Origin of the sequence: Streptomyces sp. NPDC058773, assembly GCF_042746015.1 — a bacterium.
Lineage (GTDB): Bacteria > Actinomycetota > Actinomycetes > Streptomycetales > Streptomycetaceae > Streptomyces.
On record NZ_JBHYPE010000001.1, the window covers coordinates 21500 to 38361 of the forward strand.

General features: G+C 70.4%; 15 protein-coding genes. 6 read left to right on the forward strand and 9 right to left on the reverse strand.

Annotated elements, in window-relative coordinates; translation table 11 throughout:
- Positions 1-16 precede the first annotated feature (16 nt).
- The gene (locus ACFW5B_RS00075) at positions 17-1825 is read right to left on the reverse strand and encodes an NHL domain-containing thioredoxin family protein (protein WP_386430849.1); all 1809 of its coding nucleotides are present in this window, start codon (positions 1823-1825) and stop codon (positions 17-19) included.
- Positions 1826-1889: 64 nt separating this feature from the next.
- On the opposite strand from ACFW5B_RS00075, the gene ACFW5B_RS00080 reads away from it, so the two are divergent.
- Positions 1890-2420, forward strand: a complete 531-nt coding sequence (locus ACFW5B_RS00080; RefSeq protein WP_386430851.1) for an LURP-one-related/scramblase family protein — start codon at positions 1890-1892, stop codon at positions 2418-2420.
- 149 nt (positions 2421-2569) lie between these two features.
- Positions 2570-3394 (forward strand): maleylpyruvate isomerase family mycothiol-dependent enzyme, encoded by an 825-nt coding sequence (locus tag ACFW5B_RS00085; protein ID WP_386430853.1) that lies wholly within the window; start codon positions 2570-2572, stop codon positions 3392-3394.
- Between the two features lie 153 nt (positions 3395-3547).
- Here ACFW5B_RS00085 and ACFW5B_RS00090 read toward each other — a convergent pair whose 3' ends face one another.
- From ACFW5B_RS00090 to ACFW5B_RS00100, 3 genes are all read right to left on the reverse strand, one after another.
- A complete protein-coding gene (locus tag ACFW5B_RS00090) occupies positions 3548-4801 on the reverse strand; it encodes a nitrate/nitrite transporter (protein WP_386431653.1) in 1254 nt (417 codons plus the stop codon).
- 110 nt (positions 4802-4911) lie between these two features.
- Positions 4912-5595 carry a GntR family transcriptional regulator gene (locus tag ACFW5B_RS00095; protein WP_386430855.1) on the reverse strand — a complete coding sequence of 228 codons (684 nt, stop codon included), beginning with the start codon at positions 5593-5595 and terminating at the stop codon, positions 4912-4914.
- Between the two features lie 194 nt (positions 5596-5789).
- Positions 5790-6656, reverse strand: a complete 867-nt coding sequence (locus ACFW5B_RS00100) for a GNAT family N-acetyltransferase (RefSeq protein WP_386430857.1) — start codon at positions 6654-6656, stop codon at positions 5790-5792.
- A gap of 197 nt (positions 6657-6853) precedes the next feature.
- Here ACFW5B_RS00100 and ACFW5B_RS00105 point away from each other — a divergent pair, with 197 nt between their 5' ends.
- Positions 6854-7030, forward strand: coding sequence for a hypothetical protein (locus tag ACFW5B_RS00105; protein WP_386430859.1), 177 nt, complete (start codon positions 6854-6856; stop codon positions 7028-7030).
- Between the two features lie 26 nt (positions 7031-7056).
- Here the strand turns inward: ACFW5B_RS00105 and ACFW5B_RS00110 are convergent, their stop codons facing one another.
- The 4 genes from ACFW5B_RS00110 to pdhA form a co-directional block, all read right to left on the reverse strand.
- Entirely contained in the window at positions 7057-7305 is a 249-nt protein-coding gene (locus ACFW5B_RS00110; RefSeq protein ID WP_386430861.1) for a VOC family protein, read from the reverse strand.
- 154 nt (positions 7306-7459) lie between these two features.
- Positions 7460-8926 (reverse strand): dihydrolipoamide acetyltransferase family protein, encoded by a 1467-nt coding sequence (locus ACFW5B_RS00115; RefSeq protein ID WP_386430864.1) that lies wholly within the window; start codon positions 8924-8926, stop codon positions 7460-7462.
- 23 nt (positions 8927-8949) lie between these two features.
- Positions 8950-9933 carry an alpha-ketoacid dehydrogenase subunit beta gene (locus ACFW5B_RS00120; protein ID WP_386430866.1) on the reverse strand — a complete coding sequence of 328 codons (984 nt, stop codon included), beginning with the start codon at positions 9931-9933 and terminating at the stop codon, positions 8950-8952.
- Between the two features lie 2 nt (positions 9934-9935).
- Positions 9936-11153 (reverse strand): pyruvate dehydrogenase (acetyl-transferring) E1 component subunit alpha, encoded by a 1218-nt coding sequence (pdhA, locus tag ACFW5B_RS00125; protein WP_386430868.1) that lies wholly within the window; start codon positions 11151-11153, stop codon positions 9936-9938.
- A 328-nt stretch (positions 11154-11481) separates the two neighbouring features.
- Between pdhA and ACFW5B_RS00130 the strand changes: the two genes are divergently transcribed.
- Both ACFW5B_RS00130 and ACFW5B_RS00135 read left to right on the forward strand, forming a co-directional pair.
- On the forward strand, positions 11482-12141 hold the full coding sequence (locus ACFW5B_RS00130; RefSeq protein ID WP_386430870.1) for a response regulator: 660 nt from the start codon (positions 11482-11484) through the stop codon (positions 12139-12141).
- 98 nt (positions 12142-12239) lie between these two features.
- Positions 12240-13283, forward strand: coding sequence for a phosphotransferase (locus tag ACFW5B_RS00135; protein ID WP_386430872.1), 1044 nt, complete (start codon positions 12240-12242; stop codon positions 13281-13283).
- Between the two features lie 19 nt (positions 13284-13302).
- Here ACFW5B_RS00135 and ACFW5B_RS00140 read toward each other — a convergent pair whose 3' ends face one another.
- Positions 13303-14871 (reverse strand): protein kinase, encoded by a 1569-nt coding sequence (locus ACFW5B_RS00140; protein WP_386430874.1) that lies wholly within the window; start codon positions 14869-14871, stop codon positions 13303-13305.
- 313 nt (positions 14872-15184) lie between these two features.
- On the opposite strand from ACFW5B_RS00140, the gene ACFW5B_RS00145 reads away from it, so the two are divergent.
- The gene (locus ACFW5B_RS00145; RefSeq protein ID WP_386430876.1) at positions 15185-16825 is read left to right on the forward strand and encodes a protein kinase; all 1641 of its coding nucleotides are present in this window, start codon (positions 15185-15187) and stop codon (positions 16823-16825) included.
- Positions 16826-16862: the final 37 nt, after the last annotated feature.

Below are 16862 nucleotides of genomic sequence, written 5' to 3' on the forward strand. Positions count from 1 at the left end.
CCCGGGCCTCGCGCTGCTACTCGGCGTCCAGCCCGGCCAGGACGAGCCCCAGCCGGGCCGTCCCGCCCTCGGCGATCTCGACCGGGACGCCCCAGTCCTGCTGGTGCACATGGCAGGCGGGGTACTCGATGTCCGGGTCGTCGTCGCAGGACGCGGCCATCGCCGAGACATGCAGCACGCCCTCGGTCATGCCGGCCGCGAGCACCAGGTCCCGGGTCAGGTCGGTGCCGGCGCCCGCGCCGTCGGCGAGCAGCTCCGGCGGTGTCGCACTGACCAGCAGCCGGGTCGAGGGACCGTAGCGGGTGTCGAGCTTCTGACCGGCCGGGGCCTGGAAGACCACCTCCAGCCGCAGCGCGCCCGGAGCGACCTCGGTGGCCGCGCGCTGGGTGCGGTGCGCCACCGACTCGACGCGGATCGCCTCCTCCGGCAGCCGCAGCCGGGTCAGCCGGTGCCGGGCCGACTCCACCACCACGATGTCTCCGTCGACGAGCACCGCGTCGGACGGTTCGCGCAGATCCTTCGCCAGCGTCGTCACCTCGCCGCTCGCGGGGTCGAAGCGGCGCAGGGCGTGGTTGTAGGTGTCCGCGACGGCGACCGAGCCGTCGGGCAGCGCGGTCACTCCCAGCGGGTGCTGCAGCAGCGCCTGGCCGGCGGCGCCGTCGCGGTGCCCGAAGTCGAACAGGCCGGTGCCGACGGCCGTACGGATGACATAGCCGTCCCCCGCTTCGGCCGGCTCCACCCAGCGGACCGCGCTGGTCTCCGAGTCCGCGATCCACAGCCGGTCGCCGGCCGCCGCGAGCCCGGACGGCTGGGCGAACCACGCCTCGGCGGCCGGGCCGTCCACCAGGCCCTCGTTGGTGGTGCCGGCCGCGACCTGGACCGTGCCGGCTTCCGGGTCGTACGTCCACAGCTGGTGCACCCCGGCCATCGCGATCCACAGCCGGTCCTGCCACCAGGCGATGTCCCAGGGCGAGGAGAGATCCACCTCGCGTGCCGGGCCCGAGGTCGGCGAGCCCTGCCACCACTGCTTGCCGGTGCCGGCCACGGTCTCCAGCGCTCCGGTGCCGGGGTCGAAGACGCGGATGGCGTGATTGACCGTGTCGGCGACGGCCACCCTGCCGTCGGGCAGCAGCGCCAGGCCCTGCGGTTCGTTGAAGGAGTCCGCGGTCAGCCCGCGCTCGCCGCTGCCGATCCGGCGCAGCACCTGCTCACCGTCCGCCGCCAGCTCCACCAGCTGGTGCCGGGTGGTGTCGGAGACGAGGAAGCTGCCGCCCGGCAGCCGGACCGCCTTGCCGGGGAACCGCAGGTCGGTGGCCACCGGCTCCGGCGGTACGTAGGGACCGTCACCGCGGCGCAGGGTGCCCTTCGCCGTGTGCTCCGTCTCCAGCTCCTCGACGAGCTTCTCGATGGCGTGCGCATGGCCCTCGCCGGCGTGCTGGGCGACGACATAGCCCTCGGGGTCGATCACCACGAGCGTCGGCCAGGCCCGCACCGCGTACTGCTTCCAGGTGGCGAGCTCGGGGTCGTCGAGGACCGGGTGCTCGACGCCGTACCGCTCCACGGCGTCCACGACGGCCTGGTGCTCGGCCTCGTGCACGAACTTCGGGGAGTGCACACCGATGATCACGACCGTGTCGCGGTGCCGCTCCTCCAGCTCCCGCAGCTCATCCAGGACATGCAGACAGTTCACACAGCAGAAGGTCCAGAAGTCCAGGACGACAATGCGTCCTCGCAGGTCGGAGAGGGTCAGATCCTTGTTGCCGGTGTTCAGCCAGCCGCCCTTGCCGGTCAGCTCGGGGGCGCGGACGCGTGCACGTGAAGCCATGTGCACATTCAACGTCACTCCGGTGCGTGCACATTCCGCAGGTCCCCGGGGGAACACGTCAGCCATGCAGCCATCTCCCGGGGAGGCCTCCCCGCGCCCGAGCAAGTACCTGGTACGCGACCGCATCTTCGGCATCGGCGACGACTACTGGATCGAGGACGAGCACGGACGGCACGCCTTCCTCGTGGACGGGAAGGCGCTGCGGCTGCGGGAGACCTTCGAGCTGAAGGACCCGGAGCGACGGGTGCTGATCACCATCCGCAAGAAGATGCTCAGCCTGCGCGACACGATGACCATCGAGCGGGACGACCAGCCGCTGGCCACGATCCGGCGCAAACGGCTCTCGCTGCTGCGCAACCACTACCGCGTCGAGCTGGTGGACGGCACCGAGCTGGACGTCAGCGGAAAGATCCTGGACCGGGAGTTCGCGATCGAGTACGAGGGCGAGCTGCTCGCCGAGATCTCGCGTCGCCTGCTGACCGTGCGCGACACCTATGCGGTCAACGTCGTACGGGAGGACGCGGATCCCGCGCTGCTGATCGCCCTCGCGGTGTGTGTGATCCGGCTGGCCGAGCGGGAGCGCGGGGAGGACTGAAGCACGCGTTCCGGGCGTACTGCGCACCCCTCTGCGGCCGGGGGACATCGGCCTACGATGGTCGTCCGAAAGCACTGCCGGGGTGCCCGTGCGCAGCGTAACTTAACTGCACAGACAGCAGCCCGCGTACGAACCGTCCGAGGGGTCCCGTGACCGTCCATCCCAGCCTTCAGTCCTCCATCGATGCCTGGACGCACTCCATAGAAGCGATAACCGAGCTGGTGACTCCGCTCGTCGAAGGCGAGTGGAGCAGGGCGACAGGCCTCCCAGGATGGTCCGTGCGCGATGTGGTCTCGCATGTCATCGGCCTGGAATGCGAAATGCTGGGCGACCCGCGGCCGATCCACACCCTGCCGCGCGACCTCTACCACGTACGCAGCGAGTCGGCGCGACGGATGGAGGTGCAGGTCGACGTCCGGCGGCACCACACCGCGCCGGAGATGCTCAGCGAGCTCGAATACACCGTCATCCGCCGCTCCCGTCAGCTGCGCAACGAGTCCCGCCAGCCGGACGCGGTGGTGCACAGCCCGCTCGGCGAGGACCGTTCGCTGGAATTCGTGCTCCAGCAGCGGGCGTTCGATGTCTGGGTGCATGAGCAGGACCTGCGCCGGGCGCTCGGCAAGCCCGGCAATCTCGACTCCCCCGGCGCGCAGGTGACGCGCGATCTGCTGGTGAAGCTGCTGCCCGGCATCGTCGCCAAGCGGGCCCAGGCGCCCACCGATTCGGCGGTGGTCTTCGACGTCAGCGGGCCGCTGGAATTCCTGCGTACGGTCCGCATCGACGGCGAGGGCAAGGCCACGATCGACGGCAGCGTCTCGCTGGGCCCGACCCTGACGCTCGCCCTGGACTGGGACACCTTCCACCAGCTGGCCTGCGGCCGGGTGCGCCCGTCGGCCGTCACCGAGCAGATCAAGATCGACGGCCACGCCGAGCTGGCCGCGGCGGTCCTGGACAACTTCGCGGTCACGCCGTAGCCGAAGCGCAGGGCGGACGGCGCCCCGGCGGGCATCCGCCTCTCCGCGCTTCCCGTCGCACGGCCGGAGAACGACAACCGGCCCGGAGCATGAGCCGTTTCACGTGAAACAGCCCTGTCCGTTCCACGTGAAACGGACCGGCCCCCGACCGCCTCAGGCCGGAACGTGAACCGCCTCGACCCGGCTGACGACCAGCCGTTCCCGCTCGCGTCGTGCCGCGCTCCGGCGCAGCCGCAGGATCTGTGCGACGCCGAGGGCCTCCACGACGAAGATCGAGGCGAAGGCGATCCGGTAATTGTCCCCGGTGGCGTCCAGCAGCACACCGATGGCGAGCAGCGTCGTCATCGAGGCGGTGAAGCCGCCCATGTTGACGATGCCGGAGGCGGTGCCCAGGCGCTCGGGCGGGTTGGCGGGCCGCGCGAAATCGAAGCCGATCATCGAGGCGGGGCCACAGGCGCCCAGCACCGTACACAGCACGATCAACAGCGTCATCGGCGCATGATCGGCCGGCCAGGACAGCACCAGCGCCCACATCAGCGCCGTGACACCGACGGTCCCCAGGGCCAGCGGGGTACGGGCCGCGTGGTGACGGGCGATGACCTGTCCGAAGATCAGGCCCACCGCCATGTTGGAGAGCACCACGAGGGTGAGCAGTTCACCGGCGGTGCCGCGGGACAGCCCCTGTGCCTCGACGAGGAACGGCAGGCCCCAGAGCAGCAGGAACACCATCGCGGGGAACTGCGTGGTGAAGTGCACCCACATGCCCAGCCGGGTGCCGGGCTCCCGCCAGGCGTCCGCGATCTGCCGGCGTACGAAGCCGGCGCCGGTGTGCCGGTCGGAGGCGGGCGGCGGAGCAAAGCCCTCGGGGTGGTCCTTGAGGAAGAGCAACAGCACGATCAGCACGACGATCCCGCCGGCGGCACTGGCGGCGAAGGTCGGGGTCCAGCCGAAGGAGTGCAGGAACCGGGCGAGGACGAGCGTGGAGACGAGGTTGCCCGCCATGCCGACCAGCGCGGCGATCTGGGCGATGATCGGGCCGCGGCGGGCCGGGAACCACCGGGAGCCCAGCCGCAGCACGCTGATGAAGGTCATCGCGTCCCCGCAGCCGAGCAGCGCCCGCGAGCCGAGCGCCATGGCGTACGACGAGGAGAGCGCGAAGCCGAACTGGCCGACGGTGTAGAGCACCACGCCGAGCGTCAGCACCTTCTTGGCGCCGAGCCGGTCGACGAGCAGGCCGACGGGGATCTGCATCCCCGCGTACACCAGCAGCTGGAGGATGGAGAACGTCGACAGCGCCGAGGCGTTGATGTGGAAGCGTTCGGCGGCGTCCAGCCCGGCCACGCCGAGGCTGGTGCGGTAGGTGATCGCGACGAAGTAGACCGCGACCCCGATGCCCCAGACGGCCATCGCCCGGCGGCCGCCGGGCGGGTCAGCGGGCAGCAGCCGGGCGGCGCCGCCTATACCGGAGCCACCGCCGTCCGGCCCGGGAGAGCCTCCGGCGCTTGCGCTGCCGGCCGTCATCGCACGTCTCCCTGCGCGAGGTTGCGGACCCAGCTGACGTGCCGCTGCACGACGTCGGTCGCGGCCTCCGCGTCACCGGCCCGCAGCGCCTCAAGGATCTCCGCATGCTCGGCGATGTTCTTGGCGATCCGGTCCGGATGGGCATGCATCACCGCGACCCCCATCCGCAGCTGACGGTCGCGCAGTTGCTCGTAGAGCCGGTCCAGGATCTGGTTGCCGGCGTTGCGCACGATGGCGGCGTGAAAGGCGCGGTCGGCGACGGAGACGGCGGCCAGATCGCCGGACGCGGCCTGTTCCCGCATCGTCTCCAGCAGTTCGGTCAGCTCACCGATCAGCGCCGCGCCCGAGGGCACCGCCTTGGCCGCGGCGTGCTTCTCCACCAGCAGCCGGGTCTCGACGACATCGGCGATCTCCTGCGCGGAGACCGGCAGCACCAGCGCGCCCTTCTTGGGGTAGAGCCTGATCAGCCCCTCGACCTCCAGCCGCAGCAGCGCCTCACGCACCGGCGTCCGCGACACCCCCACGGCCTCGGCCAGCTCCCCCTCGGTGAGCAGCATTCCGCCTTCGTAGCGGCGGTCCAGGACGGCGTCCTTGATGTGCGCATAGACCCGCTCGGCGGCGGGCGGCTGCTTGGCGGCGGATTCTCTGGCAGGAGCGGTGGACGTGGACGCTGAAGGCATGCGCACAGGATAGATACAACAGGTATGCGTCGGATACCTCGTTCCGCGATGCGGACAGGAGGAGCCCTGTTTGCCCTGGTAGCGGCGTTATGTGCCAGTCATGAGCGACACTCCGTCGGCCGGACGGCCGGGTGTCCCCCGACCCGTCCGCCGGTCCCGAGCACGCCCCGGACCGCCCGCCCCCGACGGTGCTCTCAGCCCGGCATCCGCCCCTGGGCGACCAGTCGGCGCACCACCTGCGCATGGGCGGGCGCGCAGCGCTCCCGCGCTTCCTGGCGGTCGAACCAGGCGCACTCCTCGATCTCCCGGCCGGGGGCCGGTGCGATGTCCTGGGGCCCGCCGGTGAAGCAGGTCATGTGCAGTCGCCGCCCGTTCTTCCCATGGGCGACGGCATGGATGACGAAGGCCTCCGACAGGTCCTCGGCGGGCACCACCAGGCCGAGTTCCTCGCCGAGTTCGCGCGACAGCGCCTCCCGAGCGGTCTCCCCGGGCTCGTACTTGCCGCCCGGGAGATAGAAGGTGTCGTTCCCGCGCGTCCGTACGCTCAGCAGCCGCCCCTCGCGCAGATGCAGCCAGCTCACCGACTTCAGCGGGGCGGCGCGCTCCAGGGCGATCAGCGGGTGGCCGGTCTCCCCGTCCGTCCGCCGCCCCCGTTCCGTGAAGCCCAGGTGCTCGCAGAAAGCGCGGGCCGGGGTGTTGTCCTCGAAGACCTCCAGGGTCAGCGCGCCGTGCCGCGCCGCCACATGCTCCAGCAACTCCCGCCCGGCGCCGCATCCTTGGGCCTCGGGCGCCACGAACAGTCCGCCGATCTCCGCCCCGGTTCCGTCGCCGTTCCCGGGCCCGCCGGCCGGCAGTCCGAGCAGCCCGATGACCCGGCCGGCGCGCTCGGCAACCCAGTTCTCGCCCTGGACGAGGTACACCTCGCGGAGGAGCCGGGCCCGTTCGCCGGTGCCCTCCCCGTCGAGGAACGGGTGTGCCTGCCGCGCCGCGCGGGACCACAGGTCGGTGACAACGTCCTGGTCGGACGGGTGGTAGCGCCGGATGATCATTTCACTGCTCATTTCGCCGACCGTAAACAGCCCGGCAGAGCGCCGCAAACCCTTTCTCGGCCACCGTGGGAGGCGAGACCCCAGAGGTATGTCGGGTCCACCTCAAGTCGGACAGGAGTCCGTACCTGCCGCGTACGGACCGCCGTGAATCTCATGGGTGAATGGAGGCAGGGAGCCGGGGAGGCTCCGACACCCAAGGGGAGTTGACCATGCAGTCCAGGACGAACGCCGGCCGTCGTACGCGGAACACCGTCGTGCTGGCATTGATCGTCGCCGGCCTGTGGGCGGGCGTCGCCCTGACCCGTGGTGCCGCACGCGCCGACGGGTCCGGCCCGGCCGGGCCGGTGGGCCACTTCAGCCGGGCGGTGGAGCTCATCCGCGGCTGACCGCCCGCCGGCCCGGTCGACCGGGCCTACGCCGTGCGCGGCTCGCCGCGATAGGTGCCGAACCACCAGAGGTTGCCCTCGGGGTCGCGGACCCCGAACTCCCGCGAGCCGTAGTCGGTGTCGGTCAGCTCTTTGATGATCTCGGCTCCGGCCGCTCTGGCGCGGGCACACAGCTCATCGGGGCGGCCGGTGACGGCATAGCCCCCGAACGTCCCGGGCCCGCGCCGCCCGCGCCCCCGCCGCCGTGGACGTTCCGGAGCTCCGCGGCGAACCACCGGCTCGGCGGACAGCCGGCCGGCGAGCGGAACTCCCGGGCGGGATACGCCCGGTCGACGTGGCGTCCCGCTGCCCGGTCCACCGGCCGAGGCGGCCCCGAGGCGGCGTTTCACGTGAAACGCCGCTCCGAACCGCCCGGTCCCGCAGCCCGGCTCATCCCCAGGTGATGAGCCGCTTGGGCCGCTCCAGCACCGCCGCCACATCCGCGAGCAGCTTGGAGCCCAGCTCGCCGTCGATGAGCCGGTGGTCGAAGGACAGCGCGAGGGTGGTGACCTGACGCGCTTTCACCTTGCCCTTGTGGACCCAGGGCTGGAGCTTCACCGCGCCGAAGGCGAGGATCGCCGACTCCCCCGGGTTGAGGATCGGCGTACCGGTGTCGACGCCGAAGACGCCGACATTGGTGATGGTGACCGTGCCACCGGTCATCGCCGCCGGCGAGGTCTTGCCCTCGCGTGCGGTGGCGACCAGATCGCCCAGTTCTTCGGCGAGTTGGGGGAGCGTCTTGGACCCGGCGTCCTTGATGTTCGGGACGATCAGCCCCCGCGGGGTGGCCGCCGCGATCCCGAGGTTCACATCGTCCTTGTAGACGATCTCCTGCCGCGCCTCGTCCCAGGCCGCATTGACCTCGGGGTGGCGCTTGAGGGCCACCAGGAAGGCCTTGGCGACCAAAAGCAGCGGGTTGACCCGCAGCCCGGCCATGTCCGGGTCCTGCTTGAGTTCCTGGACCAGCTTCATCGTGCGGGTCACATCGACGGTGATGAACTCCGTGACATGCGGCGCGGTGAAGGCGCTGGCGACCATCGCCTGCGCGGTGGCCTTGCGTACGCCCTTGACCGGCACCCGCCGTTCGCGGGCCGCGGTGTCGACGGCAACCGCCGGGGCGGCCGCCTCGGCGACGGCGGCCGGTGCGGGCGCCGCTGCCGGAGCCGCGGCCGCATGAACGTCCTCACGGGTGATGATGCCGTCCGGCCCGCTCGGCACGATGGTCGCCAGATCGATCCCGAGGTCCTTGGCGAGCTTGCGCACCGGCGGCTTGGCCAGCGGACGGCCGGAGGCCCCGGCACCCACGCCGTTCGCCACCGGAGCAACGGGAACCACCGGAGCGGCAGGTGCGGCTGGAGCCACCGGTGCGGCCGCCGCCCGTCCGTTCAGCTCCGCCTGGAGCGCGGCGCTCACCGGCTCCGGCTGGGCCGGCACCGCCTGGGGCTTGCGGGCCCGGCGCTTCGTCGACGACGGCGCGGCGCCGTAGCCGACCAGTACCGCCTGCCGGCCCTGCGGCTCGGCCTCCTCCTCGGCCTTGGCGGTCTCCTGCGCAGCCGGAGCAGCCGCCGGTGCCGCGGCCGGCCCGGCGCCCGGGTCGGTGTCCACGGAGATGATGACGGTGCCGACGTCGACGGTGACGCCCTCGCCGAAGTTCAGCTCGTGCACCACCCCGTCGAAGGGAATGGGCAGTTCCACGGCGGCCTTGGCGGTCTCGACCTCACAGACGACCTGGCCGTCGGTGACGGTGTCGCCGGGCTGGACGTACCACTTGAGGATCTCGGCCTCGGTCAGCCCCTCGCCGACGTCGGGCATCTTGAACTCGCGGAAGCGCTGAGCCTTGGCGGTACTTGCAGTCATGGTCACGAACTCTCCTCAAACCCTCAGTACGCCAACGCACGGTCAACGGCGTCGAGCACCCGGTCCAGCCCCGGAAGGTACTCGTCCTCCAGACGGGAGGGCGGATACGGGGAGTGGAAGCCGCCGACCCGCAGGACCGGGGCCTCCAGGTGGTAGAAGCACCGCTCGGTGATCCGGGCGGCGATCTCGGCCCCCGCGCCGAAGAAGACCGGGGCTTCGTGGACGACGACCAGCCGGCCGGTCTTCTGCACCGAGGACTGCACGGTGTCGAAGTCGATCGGGGAGAGCGAGCGCAGGTCGACGACCTCGAGCGACTTGCCCTCCTCGGCCGCGACATTGGCGACGTCCTGGCAGACCTTGACCATCGGCCCGTAGGCGGCCAGCGTGAGGTCGGAGCCGGTCCGGGCGACCCGGGCCTTGTGCAGCGGGTCCGGGATCGACTCGGTGTCCAGCCGCGACTTGTCGTGGTAGCGGCGCTTGGGCTCGAAGTAGATGACCGGGTCGTCGCCGGCGATGGCCTGCTGGAGCATCCAGTAGGCATCGGAGGAGTTCGAGGGAGTGACGATCTTGAGACCCGCGACGTGCGCGAAGAGCGCCTCGGGGGACTCGGAGTGGTGCTCGACCGCGCCGATGCCGCCCGCGTAGGGGATACGGATGACGACCGGCACCTTGACCTTGCCCAGCGCGCGGGCGTGCATCTTCGCGAGCTGGGTGACGATCTGGTCGTAGGCGGGGAAGACGAAGCCGTCGAACTGGATCTCGACGACCGGGCGGTAGCCGCGCAGCGCCATACCGATCGCGGTGCCGACGATGCCGGACTCGGCGAGCGGGGTGTCGATCACCCGGTCCTCGCCGAAGTCCTTCTGCAGCCCGTCGGTGACGCGGAAGACGCCGCCGAGCTTGCCGACGTCCTCGCCCATGACGAGGACCTTGGGGTCGGCCTCCATGGAGGCCCGCAGCGACTCGTTGATCGCCTTGGCGATGGTGATCTTCTCGAAGACGGCCATGGTCAGTTCCCCTCCGCGACAAGATCGGCGTCGGCGAACGACGCCTGGTACGCGGCGAACTGCGCGCGCTCCTCATCGACGAGCGCATGCCCGTCGGCATAGACATTCTCGAAGATCGCCATGGTGTCCGGGTCGGGCATGGCGCGTACGGCTTCGCGGACCCGCTTGCCCAGGGCCTCGCTCTCCTCGTCGATCGAGGCGAGGTACGCGTCGTCGACGAGGCCCTCGGCCTCCAGGTAGGTCCGCAGGCGCAGGATCGGGTCCTTGGCCTCCCAGGCGGCCCGCTCCTCGTCCGCCCGGTACTTCGTCGGGTCGTCGGAGGTGGTGTGCGCGCCCATGCGGTAGGTGAACGCCTCGATGAGCATCGGGCCCTGGCCGGTACGTGCCCGTTCCAGCGCCGCTTTGGTCACCGCCAGACAGGCCAGCACGTCATTGCCGTCGACCCGGACTCCGGGGAATCCGAAACCGCGTGCGCGCTGGTAGAGCGGCACTCGGGTCTGCCTCTCGGTGGGTTCGGAAATCGCCCATTGGTTGTTCTGGCAGAAGAACACGACCGGGGCGTTGTAGACCGCGGAGAAGGTGAAGGATTCCGCGACATCTCCCTGGCTGGAAGCGCCGTCACCGAAATAGGCGATGACCGCGGAATCCGCGCCGTCCTTCTGCACACCCATCGCATAGCCGGTCGCGTGCAGCGTCTGCGAGCCGATGACGATGGTGTAGAGGTGGAAGTTGTTGCTGTTGGGATCCCAGCCACCGTGATTGACACCGCGGAACATGCCCAGCAGGTTCGTCGGGTCGACTCCGCGGCACCACGCCACACCGTGCTCGCGGTAGGTCGGGAAGACGTAGTCGTCGTCGCGCAGCGCGCGGCCGGAGCCGATCTGGGCGGCCTCCTGGCCCAGCAGCGAGGCCCACAGGCCCAGTTCGCCCTGGCGCTGGAGGGTGGTCGCCTCGGCGTCGAACGTCCGCGTCAGCACCATGTCGCGGTAGAGCCCGCGCAGTTCGTCGGCGGAAAGGTCGATCGAGTAATCCGGGTGCTCGATCCGCTTGCCTTCGGGCGTCAGCAGTTGTACGAGCTGGTCGTGCTCCGCCTGCTCGCCCCGGCCGGAGTTCCGGGCCTTGGCCGGGGACGTCTTCTTTGCCGACGTCGCCTTTTTGGCGGTGGTGCGCTTGCTGCTGGCGCGGGCGTTTTTCCGCTGCGCAGTGCCTTCCACGGTCACGTGCTGCTCCTCCGTCTGTCCGGCCCCCGGGGTCCGCCGGTGGCCGTATTGCGGCTCACCCGGTATCCGATACGGCGCACGGGGTGTGTGCGTTCGCGGCCCGGATCCGGGTGGAACAAAGCTCCCGGACAGTGGCCTGCTCATTGCACGTTACCCATTGTCAAAGCCGAAGTGGAAACGGCGTTGACCTGCGATTTTGCTTGGGTTTCCAAGTAAATCGCGAAGGCTTGGAACAACTCCTGGTCACAGCGTTGCAGGCCGCCGGGACAACGGCACGTTATATCGGTGACCTGGAGCACGGGAAGGGTTGATGTGTGAGACTGGTGGGGTGCGCGAAGACGGAAAAATCACGGTATTCCTGCTCGATGACCACGAAGTTGTCCGGCGCGGTGTCCACGAAATGCTCTCGGTCGAGGACGACATCGAGGTCGTCGGCGAGGCGGGCACCGCGGCAGATGCCCTGGTCAGGATCCCGGCGACCCGTCCGGACGTCGCGGTGCTCGATGTCCGGCTGCCCGACGGGAGCGGCGTCGAGGTCTGCCGTGAGATCCGTTCACAGGACGAGGACATCAAATGCCTGATGCTCACCTCGTTCGCGGATGACGAGGCCCTTTTCGATGCGATCATGGCCGGTGCGGCCGGTTATGTCCTCAAGGCCATCCGGGGGAACGAACTCCTCTCCGCGGTGCGCGAGGTGGCGGCCGGGAAGTCCCTGCTCGACCCGGTGGCGACCGCCCGGGTGCTGGAGCGCCTGCGCGACGGCAATGCCGCGAAGGGCGACGAGCGGCTGGCGAGCCTCACCGACCAGGAGCGCAGAATCCTCGATCTGATCGGCGAGGGAATGACCAATCGCGCGATCGGCGAGCGGCTCCATCTCGCCGAGAAAACGATCAAGAATTATGTCTCCAGCCTGCTGTCCAAGCTCGGAATGGAGCGCCGTTCGCAGGCCGCCGCCTATGTCGCCCGTATGCAGGCGGAACGGCACTGACCGGCAAGGGGGGCGCCGAGCGCCCCCCGGCGCGCACTCTGCGTAAGGCCTTCCGGCACACCCACTCTGACGGGCGTAGTTGATCTAACATCTGGCGGGTGCTGCGCTCATCTGTAGTCCGAACGGCGGCGACGCCCGACAGAGACACCCTCGGACACCTGCTCCGCCACTACGCAGGCGCCGGTACACCGCTGTCCTGTGAACCCGTCGCCGAGGGCCTGCTCAACCACGGCTACTTCCTCGCCACCACCCGCGGCCGCTACTTCCTCAAACACCACCTCGACGGCGACCGCGCCGCCCTCACCCGCCAGCACCGCGCCACCTACCGGCTCGCCGCGCTCGGCCTCCCGGTCGCCCCGCCCGTCGCCCATGAGGACGGCTGCACCGTCACCGTCCTCGACGGCCGCTGCTACGCCCTGCACCCCTGGGTCGAAGGCCGCCATCTCGGCGGCGCCGCGCTGACCCGCGGCCAGTCCCGGCGGCTCGGTGGCCTGCTCGGGCTCGTACACACCGCGCTCGCGGAGGTCATGGCGGACGAACCGCATCCGCCCCGGCCGCCCTGCGCGGACGCCGGCGCCGACCCCGAGCGGACCTTCGAGACGATCGACGAGCTGCTGGCCCTGGCCCGCGGCGCCCGGCCGCGCACCAGCTTCGACGAACTCGCCGAACACCGTCTGCTGGAGCGCCGGGCCCTGCTGGCGGAGCAGGCGCACCGCCGCCCGGCCCCCGGGGCGGAGCCTCCCGCGGGCTGGGTGCACGGCGACTTCCACCCGCTGAACGTGCTCTACCAGGGCAGCGAACCGACCGCGATCGTCGACTGGGACCGGCTGGGCGTCCAGCCGCGCGCCGAAGAGGCGGTACGCGCCGCCGCGATCTTCTTCGTACGCCCCTGCGGCACGCTGGACCTCGCCAAGGTGGCGGCGTACGCGGGCGCCTACCGCAGTGCCTGCGGGGCCGGTGCCGAGGAACTCGCGGCGGCCGTCCACCGGGTGTGGTGGGAGCGGCTGAACGACTTCTGGATGCTCACCTGGCGCTACCAGCTGGGCGACCGCCGCACCGACCCACAGTTTCCGGCGGCGGCCGCACTGGCCGTGTGGTGGACCCGCGAGTACCGCGCCGTGCGGAACGCCTTCACCCGCTGACCCGGGGACGGGCCGGCCGTCAGCCGGTCGCACCCGCCGTGATGCCGGTGTCCGAGCCGCCGTCGGCGGCGCCCCCGTCGGCGGTCCCGCCACTGGGGTCGGCCGGGTCGGTGGGCTCCGTGGGGTCGGTCGGCTCCTCGGACGTCGGCGGCTGGGACGACGGCGGCTCCGAGGACGGCGGCTGCGAGGACGGCGGCTGGGACGACGGCGGGGTGCTGGGCTCCGCGGACGGCGGCTCGGAGTACGTGCCGCTGTCACCGCCCGTGTCATCCGGCTCGGTCTCCGGAATGCTCGGCTCTTCCGTCGGCGGCTCGCTCGTCTTGTCGTCCTTCGACGGCTTCGGCGACTGCGAGGTGGGCGTCTCCTGCTTCTTCTCCTGGCCGCCGCCGTTCTGCAGCGCGAAGGCCACACCCACCGCGATGGCGATCACCGCCAGCGCCGCGATCAGCCAGACCTTGCCGCGGCCGCCCTTGGCCGGCCGGGGCCCGCCGTCGAAACCGCCGTCGTCGTCCCGCATACCGGACAGAATCGGCTGCGCCGTGGTCTGGCCGGCGTCGGAATGCGGCATCGCCGTGGTGGCCGCGGTGCCCATGGACGGGGTGAGGCCGCCCTCGTGCACGGCGACCGGGCCGGTGTTCCAGGTGCCGGTGTGGCCGCCCTGCTCGTGCAGCATCTGCAGCGAGTACTGGACCAGGCCGCGCATCTCCTCGGCGGACTGGAAGCGGTCGTCGGGGTCCTTCGCCAGCGACCGCATGACCAGGCCGTCCAGCTCCGGCGGCACCGCGTCGTTGGTCAGGGACGGCGCCACCGGCATGTCCTGCACATGCTGGTAGACGACCGAGAGCGGCGTCTCGCCGGTGAACGGCGGCCGCAGCGTGAGGAGTTCGTAGAGCAGACAGCCGGTGGCGTAGAGGTCGGAGCGGGTGTCGACGGTCTTGCCGAGCGCCTGCTCCGGGGAGAGGTACTGGGGGGTGCCCATGACCATGCCGGTCTGCGTCATGGTCGACTGCGCACCGTGCAGGGCACGGGCGATGCCGAAGTCCATGACCTTGACGGCGCCGCTGTTGGTGATGATCACGTTCGCGGGCTTGATGTCACGGTGCACGATGCCGTGCTGGTGGCTGTAGGCCAGCGCCTCCAGCACACCGGAGACGATGATCAGCGCCTGGTCCGGCGGCGGGGCGTCGGCGTTGAGCAGCAGGTCACGGATGGTGTGGCCCTCGACCAGCTCCATCACGATGTACGGCACGGTGTTGCCGCCGACCAGGTCCTCGCCGGAGTCGTAGACCGCCACCACCGCGTGGTGGTTCAGGCCGGCCACGGACTGTGCCTCACGCGTGAAGCGGGCCTTGGAAACCGGGTCCTCGGCGAGGTCGGCCCGCAGCAGCTTCACGGCGACGGTACGGCCGAGCCGTACGTCCTCGGCCGCGAACACCTCCGCCATACCGCCGCGACCCAGCCGTCGCGTGAGCCGGTAGCGGCCGTCGCCGACCAGCCCGCCGTTGCCCCACATCTCCGGTGCGTCGGGGATATTGGAGCCGGTGGCGTCAGGTTCGGACGGGCCCTGGGGGCTCTGCGTCGGTGCCATCGGTCCTCGCCGTCGAATCGATCCGCATGAAAGCGGTAAGGTCATCGGTCTTCGCTAGAGCACGCTACAGGTTCCGCGGCACCCACCGGTCCGTCGTGGACCGGCCATCAAACCCGCCGGAAGTCAAACCTCGCAAGTTCACCAGGGGTAATCGGGCGCCAAAACGTCCCACGGCCGTGACGGGATCTTGCACATCTGGTCACGGAACGGGCACACGGCTTGACGTGTCCGAGGCCTGGGGCAGACTTGGCTGCGAAATTGCAGATTTTGATCGCTATACGTACGGGTAGTGCGCCTAGGGGGAAGCGGAACGATGAGCCAGGACGGCGCTCAGGGCCAATACGAGGGCCGTTCGGTCGGCGGAGGACGTTACCAGCTTCGTGATCTTCTCGGCGCGGGCGGTATGGCGTCCGTTCACCTCGCGTACGACAGCGTGCTGGACCGCGAGGTCGCGATCAAGACCCTGCACACCGAGCTCGGCCGCGAGCAGGCCTTCCGTGAGCGCTTCCGCCGTGAGGCGCAGTCCGTGGCGAAGCTCACGCACACCAATATCGTCTCCGTCTTCGACTCCGGTGAGGACGAGCTCGACGGCGGCATGGTGCCGTACATCGTCATGGAGTACGTCGCAGGTCAGCCGCTGCGCTCCGATCTGGACAGCGACATCGCGCAGATTGGCGCGATGCCGACGGACAAGGCTCTGAAGATCACGGGCGATGTCCTGGCCGCACTCGAGGTCAGCCATGAAATGGGCCTGGTCCACCGGGACATCAAGCCCGGCAACGTGATGCTGAACAAGCGCGGCGTGGTCAAGGTCATGGACTTCGGCATCGCCCGTGCCATGCAGTCCGGTGTGACGTCCATGACGCAGACCGGCATGGTCGTCGGCACCCCGCAGTACCTGTCGCCCGAGCAGGCGCTCGGCCGCGGTGTGGATGCCCGCTCCGACCTCTACTCCGTCGGCATCATGCTCTTCGAGCTGCTCACCGGCCAGCTGCCGTTCGACGCGGACTCCCCGCTCGCCATCGCCTACGCGCATGTCCAGGAAGAGCCCCCGGTCCCGTCGAGCATCAACAGCTCGCTGCCGCCGGCCGTGGACGCCCTGGTGGCCCGTGCACTGAAGAAGAACCCCAACGAACGGTTCCCCACCGCCGAGGCGATGCGGGACGAGTGTCTGCGGATCGTCGGGTCGGGGCAGTCCGGTGCAACGCCGCTGATCATCGGCGAGGGCCCGCGGGCGCGCACCAGCGGTGCCTCGGTCTCCTCCGCCGTCTTCCCCACCGCCACCGGCAACCCGCACACCCCGGCACCGCCGAGCGTGCAGCAGCCGTACCAGCCGACGCAGGCGGCCTTCGGCCCCTCCACGCCCCCGCCGCCGCCGAACAGCACCTACCCGACGCCCGCGCCGGGCCCCGTTCCGGGCCCGGCGCCGTTCAATGCGGGTGGCTACCAGCCTCCGGCGTACACCCCGCCGCCGGTGCCGGCCCCGATGCAGTCGGCCGGCCGTCCCGCCCCGCGGAAGAGCAACTCCGCGGTGATCGTCGTCTCGGCGATCGTCGGTGTCATCGTGGTCACCGCGATCGCGATCGGCATCGGGCTGAGCGCCGGTGGCAGCGACGATCCGGACCCCGACCCGACCTCGACCTACTCGGCGTCGCCCACCCAGAGCGTCATGCCGGAGGACAAGACGAAGACGGTCGCCACGACCGAGTGCACCAAACCGGACTCGCTCTACAGCGATCCGAAGAAGATCTACTTCCCGTTCCTCACCTACAAGAACCTGGACTCGGTGAAGGCCTGCCTCGACGCGGCGGGCTGGAAGTACAAGGTCACGGAAGAGAACCGCGGCTACACGGCCAAGAACACGGTCATCGAGACGAAGCCGTCGAGCCTTGAGCGATGGGACCCGAAGAGCGGCGACACGATCGAGCTGACCGTCTCGACGGGTCACTACTAAACCCGGGGACGAGAAGGGGGCCGGCACGCGCGCTGTG